Origin of the sequence: Synechococcus sp. UW140 (assembly GCF_900474295.1) — a bacterium.
Taxonomy (GTDB): Bacteria; Cyanobacteriota; Cyanobacteriia; order PCC-6307; family Cyanobiaceae; genus Synechococcus_C.
Genome location: NZ_UCOB01000014.1, coordinates 1 through 22,612, shown reverse-complemented (window position 1 = coordinate 22,612; position 22,612 = coordinate 1). Strand labels below are relative to the sequence as shown.

Sequence of the window (22,612 nt, the reverse complement as noted above, 5' to 3'; positions counted from 1 at the left end):
GGAGCCGGTTGAGCCTCTCAAGAGACGGCGGAGCGGCTGAACTGGCTCCTGACCTTGGAGGCCTATCACCCCAGCCTTCAGGGCATCGCTGCGCTGTCGCCACACCATTTCAGTGCAGTCAAGTGGCTTGCTTCGTTGAGCAGGCAGCACAGCAACGCTGTCTGTCTGCATCCAACCCTGGCGAAGGCTTGTTGCCGCTCGCCAAGGCCGGTCGATTGCACTGTTCTGTCCTGGCCTTTTCGACAGGGTGCAGGATGGAAAGCCGCTGATTGGTTCATGGCAAGATCTTCTCTCTCAGCCGAAACCCAGCCCGCGTGACACTGGTTTAACGCCGACTTTTACGAATTCAATGTGATCACTGCCTGGGGCATACAAGCTGAACATCTCGCCAGAACCGATTCCGATCACGCTTCGTTTGGGTACCTCCTGTTGCTGATTGTGTTCACCATTGAGATCCTTGATGTGGGAATCGATTGCTCCCCCATTCAGATCAAGACGAAACTGCTGCGTGCTCCTCGCAGTGAACAATCGGTTGACATCCAAACGGGTGAGGCGATCGAGCAGGATTAACGGAGAGCTGGATGGCATCAGCTCGTCGCCCACGTCGGCTGAGCTGCCGTGTAATAGAGCACAATCCAGCTCAATAAAACCGAACTGCAGCGATGCCAGCCAGGCCATGTGGCCTGTATCCACCGACGCTAATAACGCCTCGACCGCATCATTGCCATGGTTGATGCGTAGTGCCTCTGCTGTTCTGTCACCGCGGTATCCCCGTTCGGCCAGTAATTGCTCCTCCCACCATCCGTAGATGCATTCCGGCGGCAAATCGCCACGTTGTGGCTGCTGCAGTCTCTTAAGCAGCGCATCATTGTTGTGCTTTGGTCCGATTAGATCTCCAAGCACAAACAGACGATCCAGCCCGCGTTTGGTTTTCAGCTCACGTTGGATCTGTTCGTAGACCTCGAGGTCTCCGCCCAATCCACTCACCAGTGCCCAGCGTTCCATCAGCGCTCACACACATGGCTGGCATCGTCAGCCCGTTCTGCATATTCAAAGCCGTGGCTTAATCGCCAGGCAAACACTTCAGGCAAGCCGGCATCGATGATGGCCTGGCATGTTTTTGCCACGTCGTAGCTCACCTCTCTGATTGTCAAATCGTTCGTTGCTTCATCGTGAATGACGTAGGTGGCTTGGGTGTTTCCGTGGCGTGGCTCGCCCACCGATCCTGCATTGACGATCCGTCGCATTGGCAGCGTCATGTCCTGCTCCTCTGAGCTGCTGCTGTCGTTGTGTTGCACGCGCACCCGAATGGAGCCGCCCCGCAGTTCACGCACATAGGGCTGATGGGTATGGCCGCAAAACAGGGTTTCTGCACCTGCTGTTTCAACCCGTTCCAAGGCAGCAAATGCATTCATGTCAGGCAAGAGATATTCGTGCTGACTGTTGGGGCTGCCATGAACGAACAGCAGTTTGTCTCGCCGTAGTGAGGTCGGCAGGCTGGCCAGAAAGCGCTTGTTTTCAGCTGTCATTTCGGCGTCAGTCCATTGGTGGGCCAGATGGCCGCGCCGCTCTGCCAGTTGTGAGGGATAGCTGCATTCGCATGCATTGAGGCCATCGATGATGTCTTCATCCCAGCAGCCTTGGCAGGTGGGGATGGCGCGTTGGCGCATTAGCTCAACGACTTCGTTGGGTTGGGGGCCATAGCCCACGAGGTCACCGAGGCATGTGATGGTGTTAATTCCTTGCTGGTCAATATCAGCCAGCACAGCCTCAACGGCTGCAAGGTTGGCGTGGAGACAGGAAATGACCGCGTGAGCCATGGTTACCTCTTGGCTTGGGATAGGTCTGGTTGTTGTTCTCGGAGCGGGGCTTGATGCATGTCTAAAACTGCATCACTCAGCAGACAGTCATTGATGGTGGATTGCATCCCCATGCCATCAAGAGCCTTGCCTTGAACAACAAGTTCTGAGGCTCGATTGGGGCGTCCCGTTGGCGGTTCCACAACCTCGAGAGGCAAGAACTGCGATCCCTGTTGACTGACGATCCAATTGCAGAAAAAGGCACGACCATCCGGGAGGTTCATCAGCGCTTTGGCGCGATAAACATCTCCGTAGGCTCCATTGACCAACTCAAACCAGAAGCTGCTGAGGCTGTTGGGGTCCCAGACGCTGTCGTGAAGACTGACACTCCACGCTTCCAGTCTGTTGAACTCCAAGGTGTCCTGTTCAGGAAGTTCTGGTTCCCTCCCGAAGTGGAGGGCGCGATCAGGTTGGAGCTGAAGCGCTTTGAGTTGGTTGCTGATGCGTGGATCGATTTCATCGACACCAGGATGAGCCGGTGGGCGATATTGCTGCAGCTCAATCAGATTGAGTTGGTCGTCTATGCGGTCTGCACACTGCTGATCTGGTTTGGAAAGGTCTTGCAGCTGTGGGCACTGATCCTTCAGCCAGGCCAGATCGATGCCTGCATCGTGGCCCTGCTCCAGCCCGTCTTCTGACAGTCCTGAGAGGCGTAAGTAGCCACAGGAACCCGGGTGGCTCCGGATCGTCGTCAGAATCCAACTGGTTTTTCCACAGCCTGGAGGGCCTGAGATCAACCAGGTCTGGCTCATGGTGCTGGGAGGCAGGCCATCAGGCCTGCGCACGGGATTGGCTTGTTGGTCATGGCGTTTGGTCCAACCTCCTGCCCAGAAAGGCACTGCGATTCACTCCGCCCCTTTGATCGACAGCTGGAACAGCTTCGAGTCGCAAGCGGGAATCATTCTCATTCTGAGCCTGTGGGTTGCTGGCTGTCCACTCCAGTGACGGGAATGACACTCAGGGGCTCCGAGGCTGATGGCGACGTGGTCGCCGATGCTTCAGCGCGTGGCTGACCTCTTTCGTCTTGCATCAGCCTTTCAACCTATCGAGCTGGGGATTGGGATCGCCAGCTCGATAGGCCAATGGATCTGATTGGCTGTCGATCAGACCATTTCCACAAGAAGGCTCACGTCGTTGTAATCCCAGTCGGAGTTGTCGGTTGTGTGCTTGTCTTCAAAGGTAAAGAAGTTCGTGCCCAGGTTCTTCACGTACATTGATCCAACGGAAAACACATCGCCAGAGGGATTGATGACGACGGGTGCGTAGTAGCCCGCATCAGATTCTGAGAGTGTCCAATTCACGGTTTGTTGTGTGACTCCAGTTGCCTGGATCGTGGCATCGCCAGGGTTGATGAGGTTGTCTTTGACGGCTTGATCAAACTCTGCACCTGCAGATTCAGTGAAGCCGTTGACGCTAAAACTGCCATCGGTTTCTTCTGTGAGTTTGACCATGGCCACACGGTTTTCAAAGGCGCAATCACAGTTGATTGTTAGTTTGAGTTGTTGGCCATCAGCGGAGATTGAGGAGAGGTCCAGAATGGCGTCGTGGATATCTTGTTGCTCCACTGCCATTGTTGTGGCTTCTGCGTTTGGCGACGTTATTGACGTGGTGATGTCGATTATTAGATCATTCTGATCTGTGTCGTAACCGCTGTCGTTGAGGTTGAGCCGGAAGCCGCCATCTTCTAGTTCTGAAATTGTGAGATCTGGTGATGTGATGTCTCTTTGGTTGTTGCTGTATTGCTGGAATGAAAATGTTGTGCCTTCTGGGATGAATACCATTAGGTTGCCTAGGTTTTTTGAAAAGCTCGTTGCGCCAATCGAGCCAAGAATATTGTTATTAGAATCTACTATCTTAAGGCTATTCTGAAACTTTGTGTTGGCTCCGGTCACATTGAATTGAAGCCACAGGCCGTCATGTAGGCCGTCTGTGATATTGAAGGAGTTGTCGTCGTTGAGGGTAAGCTCATTGTCTTCCTCTATGTTTAACTGTGAAAGCCAATTGCCGTTGGAATCAAGTAATCCCAAAAAGATGTCTTGTTCGCCTTTGTTTTTAAAAGTCTTTCCTCCCATTGTGATGTCGCCGTAACTCTCGCCGGTGAATACTATTTCTCCGTTATTGGATATCGCAATATTTTCTGCATCTGAGTCGCTGGTTGTTTTGATGTGTTTGACCCATTGCACAACTCCATTCGAGTTGAGCTTGGCTATGAAAGTATCTTCTGTGTCTGCGGGATCATCGCCTTCGTCGGCATCGCCTGGCAATTGATCCCCTGTGCTGGTGAGGGTGACTGAACCTAGTCTGATCGTTTCAGCGAAATCACCGAGGATAATTGGAGATCCATCATCCAGCAGAGCCACTGAGTTGATTTGTTGATCTCTGTTATTGCCATATGCTCTCCACCAATTCAAGTCAAGAGACTGATCAAGCTTGATGAGGAAAGCATCCCTGCTACCGTCTCCCGCTTCACTGTCTCGTGTCAGACGATTGCCATCCTCGTCTTCGAGGATGTCTACAAAATGGCCCGCGAGATAAATAGCAGAACCATCCTCAGTTGCTGCGATTGCTTTGGCATCAGAGTCCTTATGGAATCCAAAGGTTTTAACCTGCTCAACCTTTCCGTCAGCGTCGTATCGAATGACTAAAAGGTCGTCGTCGTCTTCGTCGTCTTCGTCTGCATACCCTCTTGTGGTGAGCTTTTTGCTATATCCCTGAATGTCAATCTCTTTGGAGAACTCTCCAAAAACAACAGATGAGCCATCTTCAAGCACGGCCACCCCATAGTGATCATCTTCTTCATCTCCGCCCAATCTTTTGGCCCAGACTGCTTCCCCTGTATCAACATCGAGCTTGGCTGTGAAGGCGTCATCATCACCTTTGCTTGTTAATGTTGTTTTGCCAAATGTGATCGACTTTTCGAAGGCACCTACGATGACAACATGGGCCTTATCGGTATCCTCGTCATAGGAAACGCCAAGGTCACCAGAGTCAATGTCGCCAAGACCTCCAAAGCTTTTCGCCCATACAACTTTGCCTTCGCTGCTGACACGAGCGACGAATATATCGTCATCAGAATCGCTGTCTTTTGCTCCAGTTTTTAGCGTCGTGCCTCCTATCTTGAGTGTTTGTTCGTACTCGCCATAAACAATGATTGACCCGTCTGGCAGGCTCTCAATTGCGTTGGTGTAAATATCGGCAGAGTTGGATAAATGCAACCCCCATTCGCGATTACCATCTTGATCGCTTTTGAGGATGAACCCGTCGTCTTCTCCCTTGCTCGTTATCGTTGTGCCACCAAAACTGATCTTTCCTTGGAAATGGCCAAACAGAGCCGCAGAGCCATCCGGTAAAAATGTAACGTCTTGTCCATTGTCGTTTTCGGTTCCACCGTGGCTGATCGGGAAAGCCATGTTTCATTTTGCTGCTTCTTGGCTTCTACTCGATAGGGAGACATTTGCAAGTTGAGATGGCCGCTTCTGCGTGTGTCTGTTGGTCGGTCGCTGTTTGCTGGAATCGAGAATGAATTTGATGATTGTTAATCTTTGTCTGTTTTGTGTTGCTTCCCTTTGTGGAATTGACGGGCCCTGCTTCTATCGGCGCCAATTAATCTTTCCTTGTCCGCCAATGTGAGAATGTCTTGTCGCAATGAATGGCGATACCTTTTGCTGATGCCTTTTGGTTGTGCCTTTTGGCGGTGCTTTTAGTTGGTTCTGTTTGAGTGCATCGGTAAATTAATCGTGGCCAGCTCGGCATCGTGCCAGCAGCCGTTGTCTCGGTAGGACACCAGTGGTGTTAATTGAATCCGGAGTGGTCGACCTGCTGAGACGTCAACGCGAAGTCCGCTGTAAGCACTCATTCCATTCCTCCAGTTCCTGCCGATGAACAGTTCGCTGCTGGCAACAGGCCTCAGCTGATCTGATCGATTGCGCTCTTCCAGTACTGCTCCGTCGCGACGTTGGGGCCTGAGTCCATAGCCGCTTCCTCCGCAGATCACCCAATGGAGGTTGCGATCGGCATGACCCGTTTCATGGCTACGCAGCACTTCCAGGCAATGGGCATGGCCGCTCATCACCACATCGATCAGGGGTTGCGTGGTTTGGCCGATGGTCTTGGCCACATCGTCGAGCACCTCTCGCAGGCGGTGGCGGATCGCCTGGGTGTCGGCCTGATTCCATTTCGTTTTTTCGCTGACGTAGGGCGGGTGGTGAAGCATGGCAATTCGTCCTCGGCTGGATGGGTCTTGGTGTGATTCGATCAACCCATCCCGCAGCCACTGCAATTGTTCGTGGTCGACCGTTGCCTGTGTGTTCAGCCGTCGCTGACGATCCAGTAACTCCTCCTGAAGTGTTTCGAGTTCGTCCATCACCCCATCTCGCGATTCTTCATTGCGGAGACTCGCCAGTTCCTGGAAGCGTTGGGCTTGTTCCTGCTTCAGGGCTTTCAGTTCCTTGATGAGCTCCGGGTGATTTCCAGACTGCTTCAGTGGAGCGATCAGTGTGTTGGAGTCGATGGCAAAAACATCCACTCCTGCATGGCGGAAGCGGTAGTAGCGGTTGGGAAGAGACGTCTGAACTCCCGGCCGGTAGCGAAGGCAGCGCCGTCCGTTCCACTCGGCGCTGTAAACCTTGTCTAAATGGTGTGCCAACCTCGCTGCCGGAATGTCGTGAAGCACATCCAGAAACGCGCGGGCATACGCCTCTCCCTGACGGGAGCCACGCCAACCGGCATCCACATCATGGAACCATTGCAGATGCTGGCGAAACGGGAGCGTTAAACCTGCGACCAGTCTGATCGGAAAGGCCAGATCGTAGTAATCATGATTGCCGGGAACAGGCAGGAAGGGCTGATTGAAGGTCAGCTGTTTCGGGCTGACGGTTTCCCACTGCATTCCGTCCACCAACCACTCGCGATAGGGGCGGATGAAATTGCGTTGGTACTGGGCCGTTGCGCCCACCAAATACACGACATCACCGGTATGCAGCAGAAAGGCGGCATCCTGTTTGTGCTCCAGTAGCCGTTCAGCGATGCGACGCGGCGGGCTGTGAAGGCGATGACGACCGGTTCCGCTGTCGCCAACGACAAGAAAATGAAACGCCCCGTCTTGTTCTGATGGCTGCTGGTCGTGGTCCAGTACGAACTGGGTTTGGTCGATGCCGCGTGCCTGCAGGGCGGGTTGCCCCCAACGGATCCGTTCTTGCATCCGTTGGATTTTGATTTGGATGGAAGGATCGCTGGCGAGATTCAAGGATTGAGCCGGATCGGTGCCACGACGACCAGCGCACCCGGTTCTACGGAGATCGAAAGGGAGCGCGTTTCAGTGATTTCTCCATCCACCACCAATTTCTGGTTTTCATTCAGCTCCACGTCCAGAGCCTTGGTTCGAAAACAGACGATGTTGTCATGGTGGGATGCATTATTGAGGATGGCCGACCAAGCCAGACTTGTGAGCACGGACAAACCCCCAATTCTGTCTTTTGGGGACGCAACAATCACCTCCAATAGACCATCGTCTGGGATGACCTGACCAAATCCCTGAGCCATCACTGACGTGGCTGGCGCAGCATTGGCCACGGTGATAGCACTGGCCTCGACTTTGTGTTCCTTGCCTTCCATGCGCAAGGTGGCCGAGAAGGGCTTTTGGTCCACCATCTGGCGTGCACCCGAAAAGATGTAAGCCATCGGGCCCAGAATGTTTTTCAGTTCTCTGCTTGCTTTATTCACCATCCCTGCCTCAAAGCCAAGGCCGCTGAGCAGGATCATCGGTTTGTTGTTGCACAGCGCCACATCCACCCGACGGGTGTTGCCGAGTAAGAGGTTTGTGCAGGCGGCTTTGACGCTGGTTGGGATGCCGAGGGCCACGGAAAAGGCATTGGCTGTCCCCCTGGGGATGATGCCAAGCGGAATCCCACTGCCCTGGAGGGCACTGGCCACGGCGCCGACGGTTCCATCGCCACCCGAGGCGATCACAATGGATTCCCCGTCTCCAGTTTGATCGAACGCCTTGATCTCTTTGATCAGATCCCGAGCTTGCTCAGCAGGATCAACACCTTGTTTGGTCATCCAGATCTGCAGCATGATCTGCGGTTCCAGATAGGCGCGGATCTCTGCCAGCTCCGCTTCTGAATTGCCCTGGCCTGCAACGGGGTTAAAAATCAGATACCCGCGTCGGCTGCCCTTGATCCCTCGCACCAGTGCGGACGCTGATGCTGGGTTGAGGGCGATGGGAAGATCGCTGAGCAGGGCGGCCCGCACCAAAGGCTCGGAGAGCACTGAGGCTGAACGTTCACTGGTGGGTGATGGAAAGTGAATCAGACCACTGATTTCACCCTGGAGGATTGCCGACGCTAAGGCGATGTCGCCTCCCTCTTTGATGGCTCGGCTCGATGAGATATTCAGGGCCAGCGCTGTGTGGCGCAGCTCGAGTTCGGCTTCGACATCCTCCGCCACCTGCAAACTGAAGCCAACGAGAAGGTCTGCGTTGTTCTCGATCCAGGTGCGTAAGGCTGGGCACACACCAGGGTCGGCGTTGAGAACCAGGGTGGATGGCATTGCGGCAGAGGGAAAGCGCGAAAGTGAAGCCACTGAGTGAAGCCACTGACATCCCGGCGTTCGGCGTCCCAGCACTCCTGATGCAGTTGGCTGGATTCCCCGATGCTCGGTCAACCGTGGGTTCCCTTCTTCTTGTTAGTGGTTCATGTGGTGATTGTCAGCCAGGCCAAAATTTGTTTCTCTTTCATGGGCATACCTTTTTCCCTGGGTTGGCATTCTCTGCCTGGCTGGAGTGCCATCGTTGATGACGTCAGCTTCCTTCATCGTCTCTAAAGATGCAGGTGAACCTGTTTGTCCATCTACGGGAATTGCATCCGTTTAAATTGCTTTAGCTGCATACCTTGATGGTGCTTGCATCTGATCAGGACTTTCGGCCTGTTTCGTTGATTTAGCAGTTCCTCTCTCGGCTATTTGTGTTCCACGCCTGTGCGCTCTACATCAGCTTCTCTTGAGATGATTTTCCAACCAGGCCTGGCTGAAGACTGACTCTTGCTGTTGCGGCAGTCTTTATTTGAGCTGCATTCATCTTATTGCAATCAGCCTGATGATTGGATCGCCTTGCAAGAGTTTGATCAGCCGCTGACAAGCGTTTACCTGATGGCTAAACCTTGAGAGTGCTCTACCCATCCAATGAAAACAACACTCGCTGCACTTGTTGTTGCCCTGGCAGCCCCTTTTGTGGCTTTCGCGGCTCCAGTTGCTCCCGATTTCGTTGTGGCGCAAATCGAGCAAGACTGCGATGAAGCGGTGGCTGATGACGACCAAGCGACGGACTCTGAGGAGAATTGCATCGCTGAGGCTGAGGAGTCTTAAGCAGCTGCAAGCTGGGCTCTGCTCGCTCCGATGATCCTGCTCAAGGTGGCAATCGGCCCTGAGGGGAGGTGATGTCCGCTCACGGCGCCGTATCAATTGATCCTGCGTGTGGTGAATGCTCGTGAGTGCCTGTAGTGTTGCGCTCTGGTTTCAGCGGGGATCAGCCGCTGAAGGAAACGGGGAAAGATCGGTGTAATTCCGACGCTGTCCCGCAGCTGTGAAGCTCTTCGTTTTGAAGAGTCAGTCAGAACGCCCGCCAGGCCTACAACTCGACGAGGATCGAACTCTTGAAGCTTTTCAAGCGGCTTCTGCTGGCTCCCGCTGGCATTGGCTCACTGGCTGTTGGCGTCTATGCCAATCCGCTCAGCATTACTGGCGTCTCTGACTACGCAGCTCACTCTTATTTAAGCAGTGGCGAGCAGGTCACCAGCATCACCCAGTTCTCGGATGTGGTTCCGACTGACTGGGCCTATCAGGCTCTGTCGAACCTGATCGAGCGCTACGGCTGCGTCGCCGGCTACCCGAACGGCACCTACCGCGGCAACCGTGCGATGACCCGCTTTGAAGCGGCCGCACTACTGAATGCTTGCCTCGACCGGATCACTGAAGTGACCGACGAACTGAAGCGCCTGATGAAAGAGTTCGAGCCTGAACTCGCCATCCTCAAGGGCCGTGTTGACGGTTTGGAAGCCCGCGTTGGCGAACTGGAAGCCACCCAGTTCGCCACCACCACCAAGCTCGAAGGTCTGGTCACTTTTGTGATTGGTGCCAACAGGTTTGGCGGTAACGATCAAGCCTTGGCTGCCAGGCCGAATGTTGACAATGCCAATCGCGAATATGGAGCAACGACCTTCAACTACGATGCTTTATTGGCACTCAACACCAGTTTTACTGGCAAAGACAATCTGATTGCCGTTTTGCGGTCTGGCAACTTTGACGGCGATCTGAATGCATTTGGTGGAGCCTTCCTGCCCGTCTCGACACTGGAAACAGCCTTTCAGGAAGGTGAGACGCCGAACTATCTGGTGATCAATAAGCTCTTTTATACGTTCCCGATTGGCAGCGACTTCGTTGTTACAGCAGGTGGTCTTGTGGGGCAGGAGGACATGCTGGGTTTTTGGCCCAGTGTTTATCCCAGTGATCCCATTCTTGATGTGCTCACTTTGAATGGCGCGCCCGGTGCATACAACAAGACTCTTGGCGCTGGTGCTGGCCTCACTTGGAGTCGGGGAGGGGTCAGTGTGACCGCCAATTACGTCGCCGCCAATGGCAATTCTTCCAATGCACGCGAGGGAGGAATGGCCACAGATGGTTCTGCCGGTAGTGGCACTGTTCAGCTCGGTTTTGAGCAGGAGCAGTGGGGGATCGCGGCGATCTATTCCTCGATTCAAAACACCAACGGTAAGGGTGAGGCCAACGGTCTTATCGCCTCCGGCACGCAGTTTGTGAGTGATAGCTACGAGCATGCCGGATCAACTTCAGCGTTTGGGCTCAGTGGTTATTGGCAACCAGAAGAAAGCGGCTTGATTCCTTCCATCAGTTTGGGATGGGGAATCAATCAAACAACCTATGATAAGAGTGTTTATCAAGATAAGAAGATTGCTGCCGATCTGTTGGTTAGCACCAGCCAGTCGTGGAGTGTTGGTCTGAACTGGAGTGATGTGTTCCTTCAGGGTAATCATGCCGGCATGGCGGTGGGGCAGCCTATCTTTGCGACCGCTCTTGTTGATGATTCTGTTCCTCGCGATGGCAATTATGTCTGGGAATGGTGGTATCAGTTTATGGTCTCAGATAATATCAGTGTCACCCCTGGATTGTTCTATTTGAGCCGACCTTTGGGTCAGGAAACATCGGAAGGTAAGAGTTTTAGTCAGTTGGGTGCCCTTGTGAAGACTTCATTCAGCTTCTGATCAGGCTGCGATCTATTTAGTCTTTTGTTGTCCCCCATGAACAACTTTCGCCTCCAATCAATGTGCCGTCTCCCCGGCGCCATCCTGCTCACAGCTGCGCTTGTGGCCTGTGGTTCTCCTCGACCGCAAGCAGAATCCAGTGGTAGTGCAGTAGCGAACCTCAACGTTGTGACTACGTTCCTGCCGATCACCTTGTTCACCAGGGCTGTCGCTGGTGAGTGCGCCACCGTGACGGCGCTCATCCCTCCGAATCTTGGCCCTCACGATTTTCAGGCCCGACCTGGAGATATCGCCATGCTCAGCAAGGCTTCTGTGCTGGTCAAAAATGGCTTGGAGATGGAGTACTTTCTCGCCAAATTGACCGAGTCTGCAGGCAATGACGACCTAACCATCATCGATTCCAGTGCTGGCATTGCTGTGATCGAATCTGATGAGGAAGACGATCACCATGACGATCACCACGACGACCATCATGAAGATCATGGCCAAAGTGAGGGGCACGATTATGGAGACGTGAATCCCCACATTTGGCTTGATCCTCTACGGGCCGTCCAACAGGTTGAGACGATTCGCGACGGGCTCGTGGCTGCTGACCCCAGTTGCAAAGAGGGCTACACCTCGAGGGCGGCGGCCTACACGACCCAACTCAAGCAACTGAACAGCGAGATCGCTGATCAACTCAAGCCTTACCAAGGCAAGACCTTTATCGCCTTCCACGACTTTGCGCCTTACTTCGCCGAGCGTTATGACCTCAAGGCTGATTACGTAGTGGATGTGCCGGAGATCAATCCCACCCCAGCGGATTTACAGCGTGTTTCTGACAAGGTCAAGCGCACTCAACTGAAGGCCTTATTGAGCGAGCCTCAGGAGGGTGCAAGCTCGTTCAATGCTCTGGCTGAGGATCTTGGGGTGACTGTGATTCCATTCGACCCCCTGGAAACCGGATCTGAGCAAGCAGCACAGAACCCTGAGACCTATCTAGAGGTGATGCGCCGCAATGTGGTGGCGCTCCTTCGGGCGTTCGGAGGCTGACGACTGATGGAACAGTCCGTCTTGCAAATTCACGATCTCAGCGTGGAGCGTGGCGGACGCCTGGCCGTTGAGGACGTTTCTTTTGTTCTCCAGCCTGAAAGTGACACCGCTCTTGTCGGTCCCAACGGGGCTGGCAAGAGCACTCTTGTGGCAGCGGTACTGGGCTTGTTGCCCCGTTGTTCCGGGCAGATCAAGCTTCTTGGCCAGCCCATGAGCGCCGACGGTCGCCTGCCCCGATCGCTGCGTTCTCAGATTGCCTACGTTCCCCAGACCTTGATGTTCCAAGGTCTTTTCCCTCTCAGTGTTGCTGAGTTCGTTGATCTCGGTTTCGATCGGCCAGGCCTTTGTCTGCCGTGGCATGGCTGGCAACAACGACGTCAAGCCGTTGAGATCGCCCTAGAGCGAACCAATTGTGCTGATCTGCGCCGGCGTTTGTTGAGCGAATTGTCTGGCGGTCAGCTCAAACGTGTTCTGTTGGCGTTTTGTCTGGTGCGTCCACGTCGGTTGTTGGTGCTGGATGAGGCACAGGCGGGTCTCGATGCTCCATCCACTGAGCAGTTTCAGCAGTTGCTGCTGGATCTACGTCGTCAGGAGGGTTGGACCGTGCTTCAGGTTTCGCATGATTTGGAGATGGTCCGCCGCAGCAGCGACCAGGTGCTTTGTCTGAATCGACGATTACGTTGCAGCGGCAGTCCTGAACAGATGCTGAGGCCTGAACGGCTTGTTGAGCTTTACGGCCCCAACATCATTGCCCAGTGATTGCCGCCATGACTGAAGCTTCCCTGATGAGTCTTTTGGCAGAACCGTTTATGCAGCGCGCACTGCTTGGTGGGATGTTGACTGGTGCTCTAGGCGGCGTGCTTGGCAGTTTTGCCGTGCTACGCAAGCTTTCTTTTTTCAGTGATGCCTTGGGGCATTCTGCCTTGCTCGGTATCAGCTTTGGCATCATTATCGGCGTGAATCCCATTTTGGTACTGATCCCATTTGCCGTTCTCTTTGCTCTTCTGGTGAGCTATCTGGTTGAGCGCAGTTCTCTACCTACCGATGCGTTGCTCAATATTGTCTACTCAAGTTCGCTCGCTGCGGCGATACTTTTGCTCAGCCAAGTTAAATCCTATCGGGGTGGTATTCAGCAGTTGCTTTTCGGTGACATCCTTGGCATTAGTTCCCTTGATCTTGTTGTGATTGGAGGGCTGCTCGTGACAACTTTAATTTATTTGGGTATCAGTTTGCGTGCCCAAGTGCTGCTCACCTTGAATCAAGACTTGGCTGGTGCGGTTGGTGTTAACACGCGCTTGCATCGCTTGGGATTCACTCTGTTGCTGGCTGTTGTTGTGGCGGTCTCGATCAAGGCCGTTGGTGTCCTTCTCATTTCGGCTTTTGTTGTCATTCCCGCTTGTGCTGGTCGTCTTCTCAGCCGCAGTTTTCCTGCCTATGTGGCTCTATCGGCAGCCCTCGGTGGTGGATGTGCTTTGGGTGGAATATTGGTCTCGGGAGCGATCAATCTGCCTTCAGGTCCCTCAGTGGTGATTATCCAGTTCATTGGCTTCCTGTTGGCATTGCTCGGTCGTTGTTGGCTTGCTCAAACGCCCAGGCTTTCCAGCCGCACTTGAGACCAGTCATCTCGATCCAGGTCGAATGATGGTGCCTTCACTGTTTGCCTGGATCCGTTAAACCCTGCTGTATCCGAGCTTTGTTTCGAAGATCTTGAGTGGCAGCCCGAAGGATTGCATCAGCGAGCGGCACTCATCGCCAACCGTGCCATAGACCTCGATGCTGAAGCCATCACCAAGCTCGGCATGCTTTTCGAGATACTCCAGAACCGGAGGGTTGGATACATGGGCGGCAAATGCTGCGTCATTGGCATAGACCTCTGACCAAACAAAAGCTTGAGGGTCCTCGGGATCTTGATCAAAAGTGTGATGGAGCATGCCTGGCTCGGATGCTTGAACAGCCGCATCAGTCACGCGCGCAAGCTCCAGATACTGATCCACACAGTCTGGCTTCACATGAATGCGTGCCAAGAGCATGAACGGGGTGGTTGTGTTGAAGGTTGCCATTCCGAGCTGCTAAACGGTCTGACTATGGCGTGCATCTGCCTGCATGTCTATTGAGCAGTGCAGCTCAACAGTTGTCTTGTCGCCATCGGGAGCCCAGCCCATCTCGCTCCAAATCAAAACCAGGGCTTGTGCGTAGCCCCGGAGTGCCTGTTTGATCGCCATGACGCTGGAACGCAATCTTGCGTTGGCCTCTTAAGAGCTGCGATCTACGACCCGAGCTCAGGTGGTGAGGGCTTTGAAATTAAAGCCGAGGATGAAGTCGTCGTAATCGAGATCACCACCACCGAGGGTGTCTTCTAGGCCAAAGAGGTTGTCGCCTAAAGCTTGGAAGTGTGAGAGCCCATCAGCATTGGCCGCATCAAAGGCAAAGAAGGTGTTGTCGTTCACTTTTGCAAAGGGAGCAAGACAACAGAATTCAGTGAGTGAGACGTCGGCGTCTTTGGTTTTGTTGTCGTCAACGGAGAGATTGTCGAGTGCAGTGACGCGATTGGAGTCGAGTAAGGCAGCTTTGGTGTAACCGGCTTCCCCTGGAGCGATGAGGGAGCCATCAGCAGCAAGAACCCTGCCTTGGCTGTCAACGGTGCGATAGAAGCCGGTGAGTGAATCAAAGCTTGCTTCTCTGGCGGTGTAGAGAGTGCCAGAGACGGTTTGCCCTTCTGTAAAGGCGGAGAAATCGAGGCTGGCTGCGATGTGCTGCTGTTGAGCGATGAGTGCAGCTAAACCTGGATCGGTGTCTTGCTGTGAGAGGGAGAAGGCGATGTTGTTGTTGCCTGAGACGGCGAGGCTGCCATCAGAGTTGATGGTGTGATCAAGCCAGGAGAAGCGTGAATCACTGAGGCTGGTGAGATCACTGAGAATTGAATCAGCTGTTGAGAAGAAGCGAATGGATTGGCCGTTGAGCAGTTGGAGTGAACGGCTAAAGCGAAAGGCGTCGTGGAGAGTGACATCGGAGGCCTCGAGGCTGGAGAAGAGACTGACGGCACGTTGCTTGAGCTGATCAAGGTCTTTGAGGATGGTGTCTGCATCAGCGGCTTCCTCAGCGGAGAGGATGATGTAGCCGATGGCGTTGGCGGCATTGCTGCTGGAGCTCAGTGAGGCCTGGAGGTTGAGAGCAGCAGCCGTGGTGCTGTCAGTTGGATCAGCGAGAGTAAGCAAGCCGTTGTCTTGGCCTGAGAAGACAGGATTGAGGTCGATGGTTGCAGCGGTGGTTTTCAGGCTGAGGGAGCCATTGCTTTTGCCATCGAGGTCACCTGTTTGGCCATCACGGTGTGCGACGGAGACGAGATCACCAAGGCCATCACCATCGGTGTCGTAAAGGCGAGCCCCAGTTCTGGTGATGGGGTTGTAGTTAAAGGAGGAGAGAGCGCCTTGATCGTCGATGTTGTAGTAGAGGAACTTTTTATCTTTGCTGCGTTCGCCATTGCTGCCGGCAAGGTTGAGGTTGGGCGCAACGGTGGCGAGTTTGAGGTTGAGGTTGGCTTCTGTTTGTTTCTCAGGAAGGCTCTGGGTGAGTTCAAGAACTTTGCTGGCGAGACTGATGCCTTTGCTGTTGAGGTTTGAGCGTATGGATTGGGAGAGGGTGTCAGCAGCGAGGGTGAGAGAGGCCGTGACCTGCGTTTTTTTGAGCTTGGATTGGAGATAGAGAAGGAGGTCTTCTGTGGCCACTACGTTGGAGACGGTGATGGCGTTACCGGTGAGATCGGCAATGTCGGTGCTGCTGTCTGCACCGGGTGCCCAGTCATCTGCAGCGGCGATGTTGTATGTGGTGCCTTGGCTGGAGGCAGTGCCGTTTTTATTGAGCAGGGAGTCGAGATTGCTCTGGTCGGTGCTGTTGAGGGTGATGCTCACAGCCGTCGCCGATGTCAGTTCAACGTCACCAGTGGTGAGGGTGTAGGTGCTGCCGGAGCCACCGGTGATGGTGAGCTTGGAGACGTCGATGTCGTTGCTGGAGCCGGGATGGGCGGGCAGGTTGCTGCCGCTGAGGGTGAGAACCCCTGTGGAGTTGTTGTACGTGGCGGAGCTGAGGGTTGGAGCGGCGACGTTGGAGACGGTGATGGCGTTGCCGGTGAGGTCAGCGATATCGGTGGATGCATCAGCCCCCGGCGCCCAGTCCTCTGCTGCGGCAATGTTGTAGGTGGTACCTCCGCCAGAGGAGGTGCCGTTTTTATTTAAGAGGCCAGCCAGTTGGAGTTGATCGGCCGCATTGAGGTTGAGCGAGAACTCAGTTGAAGAGGTGAGTTCAACGTCATCGGAGGTTAGGGTATAAGTGCTGCTGCCTTCACCGGTGAGGGTGAGTTTGGAGATGTCAATATCGTTCGTTGCTGCGGAATTAGCCGGAAGGTTGGTCCCCGTGATAACGAGTGCACCGTTGGAAGCGTTGTAGGTGGCGGAGGTGAGTGTGGGTGGGTTAGATAGCTTTATGATTTGGATGTCTTGATCTGCATTGGAGGTGATTAGCACATACGATTTTGAATCAATTGTGAAAGGAATTGCATCAACTGCTGTGGCAAGTCTTGAAAAAGTTGCGCCCTCTGAATCAATACTGCCATCAACAATGCTGCTGTCATAATAAAATTTCCCTAATCGCCCTGTGTCAGGATTCAATTCTGTTGGCTTGAATTCGATGAATTCAACGCGATTCGATCCACTTTTGCTGTTGGGTAGAATCACGTAATATTTGCCATCAACCTCAGTTAACGCAATCTGACTCACCCCTTCAAGGAACGAGCTGCTGTCATCCGGCAACAAAGCATCTAGATATTGAGAAGGATTGGAAGGGTCCGTATAGTCATAAATTGCAACGACAGGTTGGGATTGTGTGTGACCGGGGTCATCATCTTTTGAGACAACAGCCACATACCGCTTTGCGCCTAAGGTTCCAACAGCAACGCCTGAAGTTACACGACCAAGCCAATAAACTGGATTTTGTACTTTTTGAAGTGAATTTTCTGAAGGATTAAATTCAAAAGCATCATGAAATGTTGAATTTCCACCGCCATAACTTTCAACTTCTTGAGATGTAATAAGAGCATAGGCCTTGCCACTCTCAGAGAATGTTTTGATGTCCCAAGACTCGCCCAATGTTGCAGAAGTGCTATCCTCAATCTCGGAAACCAGCGCAGATATATCGTTGCCATTATTGCCATCAATGAGATTATCGAAGTCGTAAACTTGTAGGAAGCCTTTGTCGTCAGTATTGCGACTACCAGTTGTAAATAAATACGTTTTTTCGCCTAACTGCTGTAGAGAGAGTCCTCTCGCGTTTTTAAATTGTGTTTTGTCAGAACCGTGAAAAGAATCATCCCCATCCTGAATCTGCCGAACGACGCTGGGTGATGTGGACGTTATATTTCCATCGTTGTTCGTAAGCTTGACAATCGTGATTCCACCTGGGCTGTTAGTCGTACCAAGATTCTGAGAAATAACGGCATAGGGGACGGTGTCTACAATCGCCGTTGCGACATCAAATGAACCGTTTAATAATTCCCAGTTACTGTCAGGGTTGTCATTATCACCTGTCTCTACATCAGTTTTTTCGGCAATTTTAGTTGGGTTGCTCGGATTAGAGATGTCAACAACAACAAATCCTCCTGAGGTCTGATCTGTTTGATTTTTTGTAACGACGGCATAGGTTTTTGATGCATACTGAAATACAGAAGCCCGGTAGGCTTTGGGAATTAAGTCTTGGCCAGTGGATCCTTTCGCATGGAGTGTGACTGGCATCAGACTCATTCAGCAATTTGAGTAGGTGCTAGTTTGACCGCCTCGATCTGCGGCTGCAGCTCACCATGGACGGTGCCGCCTCAGTGGGCATGGCGAGGGGTACCGTGGCAAAGCAGAAAATCGCCGCAGCGCAGACCCCGTTAAAGAGCCTTTGTCGGTCCCGAAACATCGCGTTCAAACCGTCCTTTGCTGCACGCACGCTAAGGACACCGGTCAGATCTAGACATTGATCAGGGTTGGTGTGCGTATTGGTTTAGAGCGACCAACATGAGTTCAGCGATTGCTGCCATGCATGCCAATTTCATCCCTGAAATGACCCTAAAACCACTCGCACAAGGTTTTCCCACCTGCACAAAAGGAGTCCCTGGAACAGCTGACTTGAGTAATGGCAGGCGATCTGAGTGCAACTGAGGGCATCTCGTCAAAGGAGCAAAGCTGGCCCTGGTGGCCGCTGCTGCCACTGAGCTTCTAGTTACGGGAATGGGTCTGAGGGGCTCGTCCCTGAGTTGTCCCTGCTTTTTTGTGCAAGTGGAGCGGCTTATGTGCAACTGGAGCCGATGATTGTTCGCTGCCAAGAACGAGCGAGATCTTTTGCGGCTCAGTGGTGTGATCAGCTCTGCCGCGACGTTTGGCTGCTTTGTTGAGGCCTGATCATTCAGAGCACCCGTGTCTGTTGCCCTGCTTGTGCTGCGAGCGCGGTTTAGATCACTTGAAAGAGGATGGAGACGTCGTTGTAATCGAAGTCTGAGCTGTTGTTTTGGTGGGTGTCCTCAAAGCTAAAAAAGTTGCAGCCGAGGATTTTGACGTAGCTAGAGCCGTAGGTGTAGAGCTCACCGTCGGGGTTGATCAGAACGGGCGAGTAGAAGCCGGCATCTGCTGAGGCGAGGGTCCAGTCAATGGTTTGTGTTTGTACCCCAGTGGCCGTGATGGAGGTGCCGTTTGGGTTGATGAGGTGGTCTTTGACGGCTTGATCAAAGGCTGTGGCATCGGCATTGGTCTTTCCGTTGACGGAGAAGCTGCCGTCTGTTTCCTCTGTGAGTTTGACCATGGCGATGCGGTTGTTAAAGGAGCAATCGCTGTTGATGGTGAGTTGGAGTGTTTTGCCAGCTGCGGGGATGGAGGAGAGATCCAGGATGGAGTCATGGATGCCGGTTTGCTCTGTTGCGATGGAGGTTGCGCTTGCGTTGGGAGAGCTTGAGAATGCGGTGATGTCGATGGTGAGATCGTCGTGATCGCTGTCATCGGCTCCATCGTTGAGTTTTAGCTGGAAGCTGCCGTCAGCTTGCTCGATGATGTTGAGCTGCGGCGAGCTGTTGATGGCTTGGTTGTTGCTGAACTGATGGAAGGCAATGGTTGAGCCTTCTGGGATAAAGATGGCGTGGCTACCGAGGTTTTTGGAGTTTTGCGTGGCGCCAATGGCACCGAGGACGGAACCATGTTGATCGAGGATTTTGAGGCAGTTTTGGCGTTTGGTGCTGGCTGCCTTGACGTTGAATTTGAGCCAGAGGCCTTTGGTGTCACCATCGGTGACGATGAAGGAGTTGTCGCTGTTGAGAACGAGGGCGTTGGTGTCTGAGGAGCCCTTGTCTGAGGAGTCAGAGGCAACGGTGGAGTTGTTGGTGACAGAGGTGCTGCTCAGTGATGCGGCGTCATTGCCAGTTGAATCTTGGATGGCATTGGCATCGTCGGAGCTGGATGGGTCTGTGTAAGCAACGGTGACGGCTTGACCGCTTTTGATGGTGTTGGTGAGTGTGAGTTCAGCGGTGGAGCCAGCGATGGCAACGTCGGTGATGGGGTTGTTTTTAGAAGCAGTGGTGGCAGAGAAGGTGCCGATGGCAGCGGTTGTGGAGGAGAGTGTTTCGCTGTAGGTGAGGATGATTTTGGTGCCGCTTTTGTTGGTGGCAGCGGATTGGAAGGTGGGCCTGACGGTGTCGACGGAGAGGGTGACGGAGTTGTTGCTATCGGACCCGTCGGCGTTGGTATTGCCTGCGGAATCGGAGAACTTGGAGGAGGCAACAGAGATCACACCGTTGGTGGTGCTGTCAGCTGTTGGTGTGAAGGTGGCGGAATAGGAGGTTGCCGATGCTGTGCTCCAGTTGGAGAGAGTGCCGCCGGAAACGGAAACGTCGGATTGAACGAAGTTGGAGGAGGCCTCTGAGAGTGTGAAAGTGAGGCTTGCCGTTTCTCCAGCTTTGAGAGAGGCGACATCAGAGCTGACGGCAATGGTGGGCCTGACGGTGTCGACGGAGAGGGTGACGGAGTTGTTGTCATCAGAACCGTCGTTGTTGGTATTGCCTGCGGCGTCGGAGAACTTGGAGGAGGCAACGGAGATCACAGCGTTGGTGGTGCTGTCCGCTGTTGGAGTGAAGGTGGCGGAATAGGAGGTTGCGGATGCCGCATTCCAGTTGGAGAGAGCACCGCCGGAGAAGGTGACGTCGGATTCAGCGAAGTTGGAGGATGCTTCTGAGAGTGCAAAGCTGAGGGATGCGGTCTCTCCTGCTTTTAGGGAGGCGACATCGGAGCTAACGGCGATGGTGGGAGGAGTACCAGCAATGCTGGAGTTATTGATGGCTGCAGTGCTGCTCAGCGATGCAGCGTCACAGCCACCCAAATCTTGAATAGCGATGTAGTCGTTGTCGTTGGTGCTATCGGTGTAAGCAACGGTGACGGTCTGATCGTTTTTGACGGTGTTGGTGAGCGTGAGCTCGACCGTTGCCCCAGAGACGGAGACGCCAGTGACGGCATTTGCGTCACCATCCGTTGTGACCGTGAAGCGCGTCCAATTTACGGCGCTATCTCCGTAGGGGGTGGTTACAGAGAGTGACTCGTTGTAGGTGAGGACAACTTTGGTGCCGTCGGTGGATGTGGCAGCTGAAGAGAAAATGGGAGCAGTTTCATCAGTCGGAACAGCAGATTCAGTCAGCTCTGACCAATCGACTGTTGCATAATCAAAGGTGCTGTTTGCATCCCAGCCGTTCCAATGGAGAAGAATGTCAGTCGACGTAAAGTTAAAATTTTGATCGCCTGTTTGATCTTTGTTTGTTATGATCCCATCAACATCCCACCAGGAATACGGCGTTGTTGATATGTGCAGCGCCCGCTCGGAGCTGCCCGATTTACTTTGGGCAATACGTACATTGTCGCCGTCATGTGATAGCTCTAAAAAATATTGAGGTCCCCATGTGGTTCCACGACTGTATCCATATGATCTGGCAACTTCTGCGCCATCTTTATAGATACGGCTCCGTTTTGTTCCAGTCCATTGCCCAGATCGCTCTGTTGTAAGTCTGATTGCGAAGTTTCCTGCGAACCCTGCTGCAGAATCAGCTGTGAATGGGTTGTCAGAACTGGCCCAATTACTGGATTTGACTCCGATGTGGACAGTATCACCGTTGCCCATGGCGGCGAAGACGCTGCCAAAGAAATCTTGGTTAAGAAGAAGACGTTCTCCTGAGCTGATTGTCTCTTCTAATGAGTACCAGGCGCGGCCAGTGGCAACCGTTCCTGATAGCGACTGGGGACCCTCAAAATCTGCTCCTGCAACGAGTGAATAATTCCATGCCAGTTTTTGGCTTTTGTTGATGGGTAAATCAGGCCTCTTGTTTTTTGATGGTTTTGTGAGCTGCCAATGACTGCTGCCATCAGCCTGACGGCCCAATATCCCAGGACTGGCCCATACTGAGGCGCCAGAAAGTTCTTCTAAAACACTGACAAAATCCTGGTCTGCCCCAGTTGAGCAGCTCCAAAGATTGATTGTTTTGAGTTGCCAAGCAGCGAGCTCCTGCTGGGCATTCAGCAAAGCCGTTGTGTTGATCTTTTTTGGGCCAACAAAAACAGCACCAGGCGCTCCATGGCTGACCCAGTGGAGTGTTTGAACGGGCGTTCCTTCTGCTCTTCTTTGGGCTAAGGCTCGACCAACAACGATCAGCGGGTCTTGTTGGCCTGTGAGCCACAACACCGGAACGCGGCACGTTGCCAGCAACTCGCGGATGTGGGGGCATGACCCATCGGCGACAAGCAGCTCTTTGCCTTCAAGACCACCAGCATGATCAACGCGTCTTTTGGAGCCTGAGGCCCACGGCGTGCTGACGCTCAACCCCGCACTTGTCAGCACTCCGTTGGTCTTCTGAGGCCATGCCACCGCTACGACTCAGCCGGATGAGCGTGCTGATCTCTCAAATTGAGCCAGCTACCAGGCTCCACTGGAACTGCCCAGACGCCAGCGTTAAACTCCCTGTTCCAAGGGATTCGCCTTGTCAATGCGCGCGAGGGAATAAGCAAGTGGAGGCTTGATCTTTCAATCATTATCGAAGCGGCATCGCAATGCAGCTACTGGCATGTGGTTCCATTGGTGCACGATTTGATTCCGGCTTTAGAGGTCTGTTCGATGCCACTGGCTGCCGGGCGGTTTCAAACCGGCAGCTGCACGCACCGCATCTAGGCAGAATCGTGGGTACGGAACCTGAATTGCGTGGCTGCGAGCAGCATCCAATCTGAGGATCAGAGCTGGCCCTGGTGGCCGCTGCTGCCACTCAGGAGTGTTTAATTGCAATGAGTTTGAGTGGGTGGTCCCTGAGCTGTCCCTGCTTTTTTGTGCAAGTGGAGCGGCTTGTGTGCAACTGGGATGGGCCAGAAGGTTGCTGGCGTAGAGGGAAGGACGCGTGAG

15 protein-coding genes, 1 pseudogene and 1 riboswitch are annotated in these 22,612 nt (G+C 53.5%); of the genes and pseudogenes, 5 read left to right on the top strand and 11 right to left on the bottom strand.

Annotated features, from left to right (window positions below; translation table 11 throughout):
* Positions 1–294 precede the first annotated feature (294 nt).
* From DXY10_RS04900 to DXY10_RS04870, 6 genes are all read right to left on the bottom strand, one after another.
* Positions 295–1,005, bottom strand: coding sequence for a phosphoesterase (locus DXY10_RS04900; protein ID WP_115016764.1), 711 nt, complete (start codon positions 1,003–1,005; stop codon positions 295–297).
* Positions 1,005–1,820: a metallophosphoesterase gene (locus DXY10_RS04895; RefSeq protein WP_115016762.1), complete on the bottom strand. Its 816-nt coding sequence runs from the start codon at positions 1,818–1,820 to the stop codon at positions 1,005–1,007. The genes DXY10_RS04900 and DXY10_RS04895 overlap by 1 nt, the downstream gene beginning before the upstream one ends.
* Positions 1,821–1,822: 2 nt before the next feature.
* Positions 1,823–2,611, bottom strand: a complete 789-nt coding sequence (locus DXY10_RS04890) for a GTP-binding protein (protein WP_115016761.1) — start codon at positions 2,609–2,611, stop codon at positions 1,823–1,825.
* 351 nt (positions 2,612–2,962) lie between these two features.
* On the bottom strand, positions 2,963–5,269 hold the full coding sequence (locus DXY10_RS04880; RefSeq protein WP_115016758.1) for a hypothetical protein: 2,307 nt from the start codon (positions 5,267–5,269) through the stop codon (positions 2,963–2,965).
* Positions 5,270–5,559: 290 nt separating this feature from the next.
* Positions 5,560–7,104 (bottom strand): metallophosphoesterase, encoded by a 1,545-nt coding sequence (locus DXY10_RS04875; protein WP_244281939.1) that lies wholly within the window; start codon positions 7,102–7,104, stop codon positions 5,560–5,562.
* A complete protein-coding gene (locus DXY10_RS04870) occupies positions 7,101–8,408 on the bottom strand; it encodes a YegS/Rv2252/BmrU family lipid kinase (protein WP_115016756.1) in 1,308 nt (435 codons plus the stop codon). The genes DXY10_RS04875 and DXY10_RS04870 overlap by 4 nt, the downstream gene beginning before the upstream one ends.
* A 630-nt stretch (positions 8,409–9,038) precedes the next feature.
* Here DXY10_RS04870 and DXY10_RS04865 point away from each other — a divergent pair.
* The 5 genes from DXY10_RS04865 to DXY10_RS04845 all read left to right on the top strand — a co-directional run bounded on the left by DXY10_RS04865 (position 9,039) and on the right by DXY10_RS04845 (position 13,776).
* The gene (locus tag DXY10_RS04865) at positions 9,039–9,221 is read left to right on the top strand and encodes a hypothetical protein (protein ID WP_115016754.1); all 183 of its coding nucleotides are present in this window, start codon (positions 9,039–9,041) and stop codon (positions 9,219–9,221) included.
* A gap of 128 nt (positions 9,222–9,349) precedes the next feature.
* Positions 9,350–9,497: riboswitch (cobalamin riboswitch) on the top strand.
* A gap of 11 nt (positions 9,498–9,508) precedes the next feature.
* Complete coding sequence (locus DXY10_RS04860) at positions 9,509–11,131, top strand: iron uptake porin (protein WP_115017318.1); 1,623 nt, start codon at positions 9,509–9,511, stop codon at positions 11,129–11,131.
* Positions 11,132–11,167: 36 nt separating this feature from the next.
* Positions 11,168–12,163 carry a metal ABC transporter solute-binding protein, Zn/Mn family gene (locus tag DXY10_RS04855; protein WP_115016752.1) on the top strand — a complete coding sequence of 332 codons (996 nt, stop codon included), beginning with the start codon at positions 11,168–11,170 and terminating at the stop codon, positions 12,161–12,163.
* A gap of 6 nt (positions 12,164–12,169) precedes the next feature.
* A complete protein-coding gene (locus tag DXY10_RS04850; RefSeq protein ID WP_115016750.1) occupies positions 12,170–12,922 on the top strand; it encodes a metal ABC transporter ATP-binding protein in 753 nt (250 codons plus the stop codon).
* An 8-nt stretch (positions 12,923–12,930) separates the two neighbouring features.
* Positions 12,931–13,776, top strand: a complete 846-nt coding sequence (locus tag DXY10_RS04845; protein WP_115017316.1) for a metal ABC transporter permease — start codon at positions 12,931–12,933, stop codon at positions 13,774–13,776.
* 57 nt (positions 13,777–13,833) lie between these two features.
* Here the strand turns inward: DXY10_RS04845 and DXY10_RS04840 are convergent, their stop codons facing one another.
* From DXY10_RS04840 to DXY10_RS04830, 5 genes and pseudogenes are all read right to left on the bottom strand, one after another.
* Complete coding sequence (locus DXY10_RS04840; RefSeq protein ID WP_115016748.1) at positions 13,834–14,223, bottom strand: putative quinol monooxygenase; 390 nt, start codon at positions 14,221–14,223, stop codon at positions 13,834–13,836.
* A gap of 9 nt (positions 14,224–14,232) precedes the next feature.
* Positions 14,233–14,385, bottom strand: coding sequence for a hypothetical protein (locus DXY10_RS14465; protein ID WP_170955704.1), 153 nt, complete (start codon positions 14,383–14,385; stop codon positions 14,233–14,235).
* Positions 14,386–14,442: 57 nt separating this feature from the next.
* Entirely contained in the window at positions 14,443–16,683 is a 2,241-nt protein-coding gene (locus DXY10_RS14840) for a DUF4114 domain-containing protein (RefSeq protein ID WP_244281938.1), read from the bottom strand.
* 1,086 nt (positions 16,684–17,769) lie between these two features.
* Positions 17,770–17,946, bottom strand: a pseudogene (locus tag DXY10_RS15120) (hypothetical protein); the annotation flags it as partial.
* A gap of 700 nt (positions 17,947–18,646) precedes the next feature.
* On the bottom strand, positions 18,647–22,087 hold the full coding sequence (locus DXY10_RS04830; protein WP_115016744.1) for an Ig-like domain-containing protein: 3,441 nt from the start codon (positions 22,085–22,087) through the stop codon (positions 18,647–18,649).
* Positions 22,088–22,612: the final 525 nt, after the last annotated feature.

Coding starts and splice junctions, on each gene's coding strand:
- DXY10_RS04900 (WP_115016764.1), bottom strand. CDS start 1,005: ATGGAACGCTGGGCACTGGTGAGTGGATTGGGCGGAGACCTCGAGGTC.
- DXY10_RS04895 (WP_115016762.1), bottom strand. CDS start 1,820: ATGGCTCACGCGGTCATTTCCTGTCTCCACGCCAACCTTGCAGCCGTT.
- DXY10_RS04890 (WP_115016761.1), bottom strand. CDS start 2,611: ATGAGCCAGACCTGGTTGATCTCAGGCCCTCCAGGCTGTGGAAAAACC.
- DXY10_RS04880 (WP_115016758.1), bottom strand. CDS start 5,269: ATGGCTTTCCCGATCAGCCACGGTGGAACCGAAAACGACAATGGACAA.
- DXY10_RS04870 (WP_115016756.1), bottom strand. CDS start 8,408: ATGCCATCCACCCTGGTTCTCAACGCCGACCCTGGTGTGTGCCCAGCC.
- DXY10_RS04865 (WP_115016754.1), top strand. CDS start 9,039: ATGAAAACAACACTCGCTGCACTTGTTGTTGCCCTGGCAGCCCCTTTT.
- DXY10_RS04855 (WP_115016752.1), top strand. CDS start 11,168: ATGAACAACTTTCGCCTCCAATCAATGTGCCGTCTCCCCGGCGCCATC.
- DXY10_RS04850 (WP_115016750.1), top strand. CDS start 12,170: ATGGAACAGTCCGTCTTGCAAATTCACGATCTCAGCGTGGAGCGTGGC.
- DXY10_RS04845 (WP_115017316.1), top strand. CDS start 12,931: ATGACTGAAGCTTCCCTGATGAGTCTTTTGGCAGAACCGTTTATGCAG.
- DXY10_RS04840 (WP_115016748.1), bottom strand. CDS start 14,223: ATGGCAACCTTCAACACAACCACCCCGTTCATGCTCTTGGCACGCATT.
- DXY10_RS14465 (WP_170955704.1), bottom strand. CDS start 14,385: ATGGCGATCAAACAGGCACTCCGGGGCTACGCACAAGCCCTGGTTTTG.